Annotated in this window: 14 protein-coding genes; 7 read left to right on the top strand and 7 right to left on the bottom strand. The window is 41.3% G+C overall.

The window, feature by feature from the left end; translation table 11 throughout:
* From hisG to G1ANC_RS02465, 7 genes are all read left to right on the top strand, one after another.
* The coding region (gene hisG, locus G1ANC_RS02435; protein WP_129693439.1) for an ATP phosphoribosyltransferase at positions 1-600 on the top strand (600 nt) is incomplete at its 5' end.
* A 9-nt stretch (positions 601-609) separates the two neighbouring features.
* Positions 610-906: a phosphoribosyl-ATP diphosphatase gene (gene hisE / locus G1ANC_RS02440; protein ID WP_129693440.1), complete on the top strand. Its 297-nt coding sequence runs from the start codon at positions 610-612 to the stop codon at positions 904-906.
* Between the two features lie 15 nt (positions 907-921).
* Positions 922-1,467: an LOG family protein gene (locus G1ANC_RS02445; protein ID WP_129693441.1), complete on the top strand. Its 546-nt coding sequence runs from the start codon at positions 922-924 to the stop codon at positions 1,465-1,467.
* On the top strand, positions 1,460-2,185 hold the full coding sequence (locus G1ANC_RS02450) for a succinylglutamate desuccinylase/aspartoacylase family protein (RefSeq protein WP_129693442.1): 726 nt from the start codon (positions 1,460-1,462) through the stop codon (positions 2,183-2,185). Before G1ANC_RS02445 ends, G1ANC_RS02450 begins: the two co-directional genes overlap by 8 nt.
* Positions 2,185-2,460 (top strand): hypothetical protein, encoded by a 276-nt coding sequence (locus tag G1ANC_RS02455; protein WP_129693443.1) that lies wholly within the window; start codon positions 2,185-2,187, stop codon positions 2,458-2,460. The genes G1ANC_RS02450 and G1ANC_RS02455 overlap by 1 nt, the downstream gene beginning before the upstream one ends.
* Positions 2,453-2,917 carry a phospholipase D-like domain-containing protein gene (locus G1ANC_RS02460; protein ID WP_129693444.1) on the top strand — a complete coding sequence of 155 codons (465 nt, stop codon included), beginning with the start codon at positions 2,453-2,455 and terminating at the stop codon, positions 2,915-2,917. Before G1ANC_RS02455 ends, G1ANC_RS02460 begins: the two co-directional genes overlap by 8 nt.
* Positions 2,918-2,919: 2 nt before the next feature.
* Positions 2,920-3,147 (top strand): hypothetical protein, encoded by a 228-nt coding sequence (locus tag G1ANC_RS02465; protein WP_129693445.1) that lies wholly within the window; start codon positions 2,920-2,922, stop codon positions 3,145-3,147.
* Positions 3,148-3,166: 19 nt separating this feature from the next.
* On the opposite strand, the gene G1ANC_RS02470 is transcribed toward G1ANC_RS02465, so the two are convergent.
* The 7 genes from G1ANC_RS02470 to G1ANC_RS04135 all read right to left on the bottom strand — a co-directional run.
* Positions 3,167-3,739 (bottom strand): hypothetical protein, encoded by a 573-nt coding sequence (locus G1ANC_RS02470; RefSeq protein ID WP_164997982.1) that lies wholly within the window; start codon positions 3,737-3,739, stop codon positions 3,167-3,169.
* Positions 3,714-4,034 carry an STAS-like domain-containing protein gene (locus tag G1ANC_RS02475; protein ID WP_244596211.1) on the bottom strand — a complete coding sequence of 107 codons (321 nt, stop codon included), beginning with the start codon at positions 4,032-4,034 and terminating at the stop codon, positions 3,714-3,716. Before G1ANC_RS02475 ends, G1ANC_RS02470 begins: the two co-directional genes overlap by 26 nt.
* Before the next feature lies 1 nt (position 4,035).
* Positions 4,036-5,073, bottom strand: a complete 1,038-nt coding sequence (locus tag G1ANC_RS02480; protein WP_129693448.1) for a hypothetical protein — start codon at positions 5,071-5,073, stop codon at positions 4,036-4,038.
* A 50-nt stretch (positions 5,074-5,123) separates the two neighbouring features.
* Positions 5,124-7,616: a type IV secretory system conjugative DNA transfer family protein gene (locus G1ANC_RS02485; protein ID WP_164997983.1), complete on the bottom strand. Its 2,493-nt coding sequence runs from the start codon at positions 7,614-7,616 to the stop codon at positions 5,124-5,126.
* Between the two features lie 23 nt (positions 7,617-7,639).
* Positions 7,640-8,248 (bottom strand): CHAP domain-containing protein, encoded by a 609-nt coding sequence (locus G1ANC_RS02490; RefSeq protein ID WP_129693450.1) that lies wholly within the window; start codon positions 8,246-8,248, stop codon positions 7,640-7,642.
* Positions 8,245-9,975 (bottom strand): VirB4-like conjugal transfer ATPase, CD1110 family, encoded by a 1,731-nt coding sequence (locus G1ANC_RS02495; RefSeq protein WP_129693451.1) that lies wholly within the window; start codon positions 9,973-9,975, stop codon positions 8,245-8,247. The genes G1ANC_RS02490 and G1ANC_RS02495 overlap by 4 nt, the downstream gene beginning before the upstream one ends.
* 22 nt (positions 9,976-9,997) lie before the next feature.
* Positions 9,998-10,246 (bottom strand): hypothetical protein (locus G1ANC_RS04135; RefSeq protein ID WP_206660714.1); only part of this gene is annotated, 249 nt, incomplete at its 5' end.

Here is a 10,246-nt window from a genome sequence, read left to right on the forward strand (position 1 = left end):
GGTTATGTGAGCTTGTTAAGATTCGGAAATCACGTTGGAGCAGAAGTTGAAAAAGCAATTAAAGATTTGCAAGGAAAAATAATTGCTACGACTTTCCCAAACACGACTAGGAAATATTTTGCGAAACGCGGTATTGACATTAAAACTACTGTGATAGCTGGATCGGTTGAAATTACACCTGCACTTGGAGTGGCAGATGCGATTGTTGACATAATGGCTAGCGGTAGCACTCTTTTATTAAATGACCTACGCCCTATAGAAACAATTCTAGAAACCGAAGCCGTTCTTATTAGAAACGAAAAGACGCTTTCAAAAGACAAGGAAGATCTAATTACTCAGATGCTAGTTCGTCTTGAGTCGGCACTTGCTGCAAAGAATTTGAAGTATATTATGATGAACGCACCCAGAGAGAACATCGATAAAATTAAAAATATCGCCCCTGGACTTGATGCTCCAACTGTAGTGGAATTAACGAAGCCTGGTTGGCTGGCAGTACACGCCGTCATGAATGAAGATGAGTTTTGGAGGGTAGCTAACGAGCTGAAAAGTCTTGGCGCGCGCGGGATTCTCGTGTCGCCGATTGAAAAAATCATAGCATAAGGAGACTATATGACAATTAGAGAATTATACGAAATCATAGAGAGCAGACGCAACAGCGATGAAAGCACGTCCTACACAAGACAATTATTCGACAGAGGCTTAGATAGGATTATCCAAAAAGTTGGCGAAGAATCAGTTGAAGTTGTGATTGCTGCAAAGAATGATGAAAACGATGAATTTATTGGCGAGGTTGCCGATTTGGTTTATCACCTCCTAGTTTTGTTGGTTGCCAAAGATATTAAGATTACCGATATAGAGCGGTGCCTTCAAGAACGTCACGATAACGATAATAAGTTAATAAAGTAAATGAGATAAGAAAATATGGCAAGAAAATTTCAAATCGGCGTAATGGGTTCGGCAGCCGACTTAAAATATAGCAAAGAAGTTGAAAGAGCAGCGTACGAGGTCGGCAGGTTAATAGCCGAAGAAGACGGGATCTTGTTTTTTGGAGCCGAAAAAGATAGCGATTCTCTGTCGACGGCGGCATGCCGCGGCGCAAAAGATGCTGGCGGATTAACGGTCGGCATCACATATGGCAAAGGAAAAGACGTTTGGGAAAAAGATGCTGACATCATCATTCCCTGCGGATTGGAACGCGGCGGCGGTCGAGAAACCGTACTGGTAACTGGTTGCGATGCGGTGATTGCGATAAGCGGCGGCTCGGGGACACTCACCGAATTGGCTGTGGCCTACCAAGCCGATATCCCGATGGTAGCGCTAACTGGTTACGGGGGCTGGGCCGATAAACTCGCCGATAGATATCTCGACACTCGTAATCGAATATTGACAATCGGTGCAGTTTCGCCAGAAGAAGCGGTCAAAAAAGCCTTTGCGGCAGCTGCTGAGTACAGGAGGCGATATGCGTAAGATTCTATTTATCGCTGCTACTCATGGTAATGAACGAGACGGCGTCAAGGTGATGCGGCAGCTTGAGAAAGAATTACCTAAAGAAAAATACGGCTATGATTGTATTATAGGAAACGAAAAAGCTTTTTCAGCTAACACGCGTTTCACCGAACAAGATCTTAATCGCAGCGCTCCAGGCGATATCAATAGCTCCATATATGAAGTCCGCCGCGCAGCAGAGCTAATTGAATACGGCAAAAATTTCGATGTTGTCATTGATCTTCACGGGACAAAAACAGACAGCGGCATCGTTACAATCATACCGTACCCTACAGAAGAAAATATTAGATTAGCAAAATCGGCAGGACTGAGCCGTAATGTTGTGTGGTATTCGGAAAAGTCAAAAATTGCCGGACCGTTAGCTCAGCACATGCCTGTGCCGGCTATAGAATTTGAATGTGGACCGAAAGGTACTAAAAAAGCGTTTGACCTAACGTACGCTGCGGTGCGTCGATTTATAGAGGCGAATCGGAGCGGTCAGGAAGTTTGCGGCGATAAAAATGTTGAGTTTTACAATGTCTATGGCAAATTGTACGGCGAACATGATCCAGCTCTTAGAGATTTTGTGCTAACAGAAAAAGGCGGCGAATCGTTTTATCCGTTCTTGTCTGGCAACGAGTATAGCGGTATTGTTTGTTATAAGATGGAAAAAACCGAGAACGATAAAATGTTTATATAGTGCAAGAGGCTGTCTTTTTCGGTGCTATATTCAACAAACTTCCAACCTACGAACAAATAAACTTTGGAACCCACAAAAACAGCTCGCCACCAGAGGTAAACGAGCTGTTTCAGATTCGAACGGAATACAAATCCCTTTATGGTGAGCCAACACATATAAATTTGGAACTTTTGTTCAATGATTTGTTCCTGCTGCGGGATCGGTTCAAAGAACTTGGTATGACGATAAAAGATGGCGAGATTTACTTAGCCGATCTGGAGAATAAAGATGTTTAAGATGATACAATCGCCAACCCCTAGCCTGTACGACCAAGATACCTTTGATACTCATTTTCTTCGTGACATGAGAAAGGCACGTTGTAGTATCATTATTGAAAGCCCATTTATCAGACTAGCTAGAGTTAAGCAATTCCTTCCGGTGTTCAAGCGTCTCACCAGACGTGATGTGATGATCATTATCAACACCCGCCATCCTAGTGAGCACGACACGCAATATCGCATGCAGGCGATTACCGCTATAGAATCGCTGCAAGAAGTTGGTATAGAGATACTGTTTACTACCAAACATCACCGTAAACTTGCTATAATTGACAAAGAGATTATTTATGAAGGTAGTCTCAATATCTTGTCGTACTATGACAGCTGCGAAATAATGCGTCGGATTACGTCAAAAATAGAAGCGGAAATGTTGATTGATTTTATCAAACTTAACAAATTTATGGAGGTGAAGTAGCCATGAAAAATGAAGATACATTCAAAGATCTTCGTCTGTATGAAGACGAAGAGACAATTCAGAAAACATTACGCTACTTAGAGATTCATGATCCTGAAAACGCGACGAGAGAATATGCGATCGGATTTCTAAAATTTATGCAGCGTTTTGCGCATGTTGCAAGCAAGGTCGAAGGGTTTGATCTTGAAAAATTCCTGAAAGAATATGAAACAAAACGCAAGGGCGACTAATAATATGCCCCTGGTTTAGCTAGTGATATATCCTATAACGTTTTGTCTTCAAAGCACTAATCGTAGATTCTATCTGCCTGAAGGCACTTAGATAGTCGCTTTCAGACAATTGCGCTCCCTTCTGAAACTTATCAGTTAAGGCCGGATATGCACTTCTGTCGAACGGGGACCCTATCTTCTCCTTAAAATCGGTCAACAGAGAGCCTGACTCTCTTGATATAGTGTCCATTCTATTTTGTATTTTACGTATTAATCTACGTAGTTGCTTCACATTCTCTTCACTTATGCTCTCTTTGGCGTATGTTTCAAGGTAGAGGTTATCGACAGCTTCTAGCAACTTAATGATTTCTTCAATTTCTCCACAAACTATTGCCTCATAGCTTCGTTGGTTATTTAATTTTCTATCTATAATAAAGGGCGTTACGGAAACTGATATCGCTAACGCCAACAGGGCAACTACAGACCCTAAGTCTACTTGTGTATTGATAGACATGAGTTTATGATTAGATAAAAAGTGGTATCCTATAGCTCCTATTAGGATCCACACAGCCGCTAAAGAGACGTGCTTAATTGTTGATGTCGATACTTTCATCAATATAACCCCAGAATCTCTCTGCTAATCCAGGCTCATCATCACTTTTGATTTCTATCTTTTTTCGTACGTCTAGCTTGTCTTGCTCGCATTGTCGTGATATTTTCAGCGCAAGCTCTGATAGAAATGAAGATGCGTATCCCCAAGTGTTATCAAAATCAATGAGAATAGATTCTTTATCCTTGAGGTGTCGCTTAATGCGCTCATCAAAAAACTGCTCAGCAGAACCGTCACCATCTTTTTTATATCTGGCGCCCGGTAGAGTTGTGAAGTCACTAACGCGTACTGTTATCATATTACTCAACACAAACCTCCCAGTAGTATATTGTAGCTGGCAGGTTTTCCGATGAATCCTTCTCAACAAGACCAAGATTAGTCAGATTAACCTTGGCCTTGTTTGTAATTATCTCAAATCTTTTATACATATCGTCACCACTTACTGTATCGTATATATATTTTATACCTTTACCTCTCTGCGGTAAAGTCGTGCGGCTTTGCAGACCTTTTGGTATAGCTTGCTTGAAGAACTCGCCCTGAGAATTTTCTCGCTTGATTATCGTATGCCATAGCGATTTTCCTTGCTGCTGGCTATTAGCCTTATCAATTAGAGTTTCGTAAATACCAACGCCCATGTCTATTATACAGTATTGCTTAAGCTTATTTCCGTTGCCGTCCTTGGTCTCATATGTGTTAATTATCCAAGGAAGGGTGTATCTACTATCTGGGCTGGCGTGGTCTGCGGTATTTGTTACGATCTCAATAATTATTGGGGGGAGGTCTCGCAATCTTTGTTGATTGCTTTCTCCAAAATAATCAACAGTTTTCGTTAATATATCGCCAATTGCCTCTTTGTTTACCTCATCTTCTCTTCGTGATAAGAACACCCCACTGTTAAAGTCTGGCCTCCTCTTTTTAATAATCATATTTTCAAATTGTGCTTCCTCGAAAAATCTGTACGCTGCAGAATTTGAAAGAGGGCTTGTTACTTCTAAGTATTCTGACCTTGTATTTCTATCTAGCATAAACGCACCCAATAAGCATAGCGTAGGAAGGTCAATCGAGGCCACCTTACGTAGATTCATCTGTGTATATTCTTTTTGGTTCAGCATGTGCTTTATAGTATTGAAGTATTGGATTACACTGTCTCTGTTATCTAATATAGAGAAATTAGTCGGAGCGTCCATTGACGTGTAGGATATATTCTTTGTAGCTTTTTTGTGTAACCGATGGTACTTCAAAAGCCTATTGTCATGAGAATGTCTCGCCCTTAACTCTCGGCAGTGTTTTCTGCGGGCTATTCTTTGCTGCTTTGCTCTATCTTTTATTTTTCTCATATGTTTAGTACTTATTATAGCGCAGTTGTTATTCTGTAAGTTACTGCAAATCAATCGTCTATCATTGGTACTGGTTTTTTCTTTGTACTCTTATTTTTTACTGTTTGTTTTTTCTCCATAGTGCGTCGGTTTTTGTTATCTGTATTCTCTTGCTTCCTTGCGTAACACTTCCGTGAATGTGTAATAACAGCATCCCGTATGGTCTTATTGCCCTGGCCTTCTAGCAATAATGTTTCACCAGATAACGGCTCTTGTGCATTCACTGCGGCTAATCGCGCATAGTAATTATAGGCTGGCAAATTGCTAATTTCACCTGGTTCAATATACGGGCTAAACATCGGTAATAGCCGTTGTTCATCCTGTGGGTTGCCAGTTCGGAAACAGATAGCCGTACCGACATTGGCCAGAATTATATTTACAGTTTGCTGATTGCTTTGTTGCGAAGTAGATTGCTCTGCCATGATCATGAAAACTTTATATTTACGGCTTTCAGATAACATTTGCACAAATGAGGTTGTGGCGAAATTTTGGAACTCATCGACGTAAATATAGAACGCGCGACGCTCCGATTGTTGCAATCGGGCGCGCCGCAGACTTGCGAGCTGAAGCTTCGCAAGTATGGTAATACCAAATAATTCAGACGTATCCTCGCCAAGTAATCCTTTCGATAAATTACAGATCAGTATTTTGCCCGAGTTGATAATATCGTCAAAATCAATAGTAGACTTTGATTGTTCAAGAATCTGTTTAGCTGAAGCCGAAAACAAAAATCGACCAATTTTAGCAGTGATACCAGCTGCCATCTTTACTTTCTGCATATCGCCGGCTTTGCCAAATTCATTTTTCCAAAAGTTAATTAAGTTTTTATCCTTAAGTGTTTTGATAACGCTACGGCGATATTTTGGATCATTTAGTAAATCAAAAACTGTGAATAGTGTTGCACCCTCTTGTGTTAATGCGGTTTGTACGGCATTGCGTAAGATATATTCAATACGATGGCCGCCGGAGTCTTCATCGCTAAATATTTTACGAAAAATTGAGATAACTGATTCGGTGATGAGGTCTTTTTCGCGTATTAGCTCATTGCCACTCAGTTCAGGTGTCAGTTCTAGTATATTAAGGCCGACTGGATATTCTAGGTCATCGGGGTTGAAATATATAACATCGCCAACTCTTTCTGACGGCACATGCCGCAGCATGGTTTCCGCCATATCGCCATGCGGATCAATGATTGCTAAGCCTTTACCGTTCCGCATGTCTTGTACAATTTGATATTGCAGCATCGTGGTTTTACCATTGCCCGTTCCGCCGATGATATATTGATGGCGCTCACGTTCTGTCTCCGTTAATCCAATCAGCGTTTCAATGCCGTGATGATGATTAATACCGATAATAACAGAAAAGTTTGGGTTATTCTTAAGTGAAACCGGTGCTGACAGCGTTCGGCTTAGTGATATAATGAGGTTATCTGTTTTACTGATGTTGCTTGATGTAAAGTGATATAAGCTTGCTAGCTCAGTTGAGGCGAGAATTATAGCGGAATGACGAAACAATGATGGTAATCTACGTGTTGCTCGGTATTGCCTTAGGGTGTTGAAGATAGGAATGTAGCGTTTAGCTCTAAGAGCTTGATATGGCGGCATACTATAGCCATTAAGAGCAGTTTTTATTGCTTCAATATGTTTTCTCGATTTGGGGCTTTTGATGAGCAGTCTCATATTCACTTGAAAGAGTGGTTTTGTCACTTTTTGGTGCATTGTCTCCATTAATTCTAACTCAAACGCGCTGAGCACCCGAGATGGTCGGTCGTTTCGAGCTGGCTGCGTTTGCAAACGATTATCTCGTTTATGTTGGTAATATCCTCGATGGCTAGTTGTCAAGCTGGCGCACACATCACTTACTGTGTCCGTCACCGCACTAGATATCTTACCTAGTAGAGTTACTATTTTACCAGCAAGCCCTAATCTCTTATTGCTTACTTGCTGTAAGATATTTTCATTACTGAGAATCTTGCGCGATAAAATCTCTGCCTCCCGTAAACGAATTGGTGACGCGATAAATTGTAATATAATTTCTTCATTATCCTCTAGTCCAGTCATTGCGTTTGTTACGTAGCTCAATGGATCGTGTTGTTCATGTGCTGGCGTAAAGGCTAACGGTAGTATATAATGATTAATTTCTCTAAACTCGATGACGGCATCTGGTTCAACGATCTTCATTTCGATTTCTTTGACTTTTGCCTCAGGAATATAAGCAGTTATTGTTTTCTGCATATTGAATGATTTTACTGCATCAACCTGCAATAAGTAGCGAATACCCCTTTGGTGGGTTGATATAATTTCAAAACTCATAACAGGCAATCGCTTAAGAAGTCGCTCCTTAAGCGGTCTAGCGGCTAGATTACCATGAATGACTGAAAACAGTTGCTCAGTAGCTTCGGGAGTTCTTGCTGTACGTGCTGGTGGTGTTATTTCTAACCAAGCTGTTTTTCTAGTTTTCAGAAAATGACAATTAATAATCGACCGCATCATCAATAAAATCATTACAGCTGCGATTGCGGCTAGAACTAGAATTGTATACCATAAGATAATACCGGCGACATGGAATTGGGTGTCCATGGCAAAGCTCCTATCTTGTTGTGTATGAAGTTATAATATTGAGCAGATTCCTTGGTGAATGTGCGGCGTGAAACAACATTGAGCCTTGGTGCATTCATTTCGGAAATCGTCCATTCACCAGTTATTGGGCTAACGTTAATAACGTATGCGACATGTCCGTATCCGCCGGCATCGGTCTGATAAACTGCGCCAGCGGCTGGCGTGTGATTAACGACATATTCATCGCGGCGAGCATAATCATCCCAAGTGTTAGCGTTGCCCCAATTATTAGGAATTGGACTGCCAGCCCATTTGCGCATAGCATAAGCCCACCAAGTGCAATTACCCCAAGCGTATGTATTATCTGGCATTGAACCACCACTATAAAACCCTCGTTCTTCGGCAGCTTTGGCGTTTGGTGAATTAGCGAGAAAGCTAAGCGTCGGCGCTCCTAAGGAGAATATGATGAGAATCGGTAATAATAGCAACACTGCTATTGTAATGATAATTAAAACAAGTAATTTCACTGGTCGAAAACCAACGCCTCCCCCAAACAATAGAATGGCTGCGTTATTCATGGGTTGTATAGCTCCGCTGGATTGGTGGTGATAAGTGGATGCTCCTCTTCAGCTGCAACAACTTTAACAGCGACATGATTTTGGTCTGCTATCAATAGCGCATCACCACGTTCGCACGTAAGTAGAAAGCTTTGCTCATATTCACTCAAATTAAATTCACTAACTACACCCTTAATCGTCGTTGTGTCTTGTCGCATTAAAATCCTCAGAGCACTTTGTGATACAATTGCTCGCCCGTACTCATTTTTTAGAAAATCGTTAGCTTGTTGCGAAATGATTGATACGCCGAGATAGTACTTACGAGCACGTCGCACTAGTCCAGCTACAAACCGAGCCGATTCTTCGTGTTGGAGCAATATCCAGCCTTCGTCAATGACAAGAAGGCGTTTTTCAGGTTTCGCCATAACTTGATTTTTTACAAAGTTAGAGATAATCAGCATCATAATTTGCCGAAGATTCTCAGGTAAATCCTTAATGTCAAAGATTACTAGGCGATTATCCAACTTAACATTTGTTTGAGCATTAAACACATCGGCTAATGAACCAGAGATATATTTTTCCAGTTTTTCACACAATTTTAACTGGCCAAGTTTGCGTAATTCTGCATACAAATCCTCAAGAAGTGGTTGCTGTTTTTTAGCGTGCCTGTATATTTTTAGAATTGCTTTATCAACGGCGGCCTTTTCGCGCGCTGTAAGACTTTCCGCCATCAGGCCAATGACGTCCATTAGATCTTGGGTATGCTCTGATAGGTCATTTATTTCATGGAATGTCGTGGCTAGATCAAACGGATTAATCTTTTGCTTGCTTTTTGCGGAAAGTTTGATGTATGTGCCGTCAACAGAGTCTGCTAACCGCTTATATTCACGCTCTGGGTCAATCACGATAACGTGAGTACCTTGCATCAATTGGCGTAATATTTCGACCTTGGTAGTATAGCTTTTGCCAGCACCAGACTGCGCGAACGTGATTGAGTTAGCATTATGCAAGCTAAACCTATCTAGAATTACTAACGAATTGTTTGACTTATTGATGCCATATAGAATACCAGATTCTTGCACTAGCTCTGCTGACATAAATGGGAATGTAAGCGCCGCACTTGAACTGTCTAGATTGCGTTTCTGCGCCAACTGGTCTTCGCCGCGGGGTAGAATAGATTGCAAGGCTTCAAGCTGTTGGTAGCGCGCTACTTTTGAGTAGAATAAACGGGCAGACAAGTTAGCCTCAAGTATCCTAGTTACTCTATCTAGTTCCTCTTTATTTTCAGCTCGGAGACAAACGTAAATCGCCATTTGAAACAGCTTCTCTTGACCGCGCTGAATTTTATCGCGTAAATTAATCGCCGACTCTAGTGGGTCAATAATTTCTGAGCCAACAATTTTGCCGTCGCGCATCATTGCGCGGCGCGTTGACTCTAGCTCGGTAATTTTGCGATTAAGCTTTGGTAAAGCTGAGCGAGCGTCAACTTCATGTAAATGATAGCTAATATCAATGTCGTGGTTAAAATTAATTAGACTATCCATCCAATCTGAGCTAGCTACGAATGGATAGCCAGAAATATATAGTGTTCGCACATATATGCCGTCAACACATAGATAATCAATATTCTCCTCTAGTCCTGCATAAGACAGAATATCAAGCGCGTCTTGTTCACCAAATAAGATATCAAGTTCTTTTTGTTTCTCAATACGTATTGCTTGGCGACGCTTAATTGGCGCCTGAATCATATCTAATGTTCTTTTTATAATACTAGTCACAAGCCTCTCCTTTCTGTACCAGTGCTGTATGAATAATAGTTAATGCCTGTTCTGTTAACGGTTGAATTTTTGACTGCACTGGACTGTAGAAGCTATAGAATAGATCTAATGCCGCTAAGCTATCTAGCGAATTGGCGCGCATGCCTAGTCGGGTTATACTTTTTGCTATAATATCGGCGCGGAGTTTTAATTGTTCGCGAACTAGTCCAAAATCGGATTTTTCAGTTAGTTGAAATGGTAC

The sequence above is a fragment of the Candidatus Nanosynsacchari sp. TM7_ANC_38.39_G1_1 genome, assembly GCF_004138385.1.

Excerpts from the sequence above, each read along its gene's own strand:
- hisE (WP_129693440.1), top strand. The coding sequence starts at position 610 with ATGACAATTAGAGAATTATACGAAATCATAGAGAGCAGACGCAACAGC.
- G1ANC_RS02460 (WP_129693444.1), top strand. The coding sequence starts at position 2,453 with ATGTTTAAGATGATACAATCGCCAACCCCTAGCCTGTACGACCAAGAT.
- G1ANC_RS02495 (WP_129693451.1), bottom strand. The coding sequence starts at position 9,975 with ATGATTCAGGCGCCAATTAAGCGTCGCCAAGCAATACGTATTGAGAAA.
- G1ANC_RS02450 (WP_129693442.1), top strand. The coding sequence starts at position 1,460 with ATGCGTAAGATTCTATTTATCGCTGCTACTCATGGTAATGAACGAGAC.
- G1ANC_RS02480 (WP_129693448.1), bottom strand. The coding sequence starts at position 5,073 with ATGAGAAAAATAAAAGATAGAGCAAAGCAGCAAAGAATAGCCCGCAGA.
- G1ANC_RS02470 (WP_164997982.1), bottom strand. The coding sequence starts at position 3,739 with ATGAAAGTATCGACATCAACAATTAAGCACGTCTCTTTAGCGGCTGTG.
- G1ANC_RS02445 (WP_129693441.1), top strand. The coding sequence starts at position 922 with ATGGCAAGAAAATTTCAAATCGGCGTAATGGGTTCGGCAGCCGACTTA.
- G1ANC_RS02475 (WP_244596211.1), bottom strand. The coding sequence starts at position 4,034 with ATGATAACAGTACGCGTTAGTGACTTCACAACTCTACCGGGCGCCAGA.
- G1ANC_RS02465 (WP_129693445.1), top strand. The coding sequence starts at position 2,920 with ATGAAAAATGAAGATACATTCAAAGATCTTCGTCTGTATGAAGACGAA.
- G1ANC_RS02485 (WP_164997983.1), bottom strand. The coding sequence starts at position 7,616 with ATGATTTTATTGATGATGCGGTCGATTATTAATTGTCATTTTCTGAAA.
- G1ANC_RS02490 (WP_129693450.1), bottom strand. The coding sequence starts at position 8,248 with ATGAATAACGCAGCCATTCTATTGTTTGGGGGAGGCGTTGGTTTTCGA.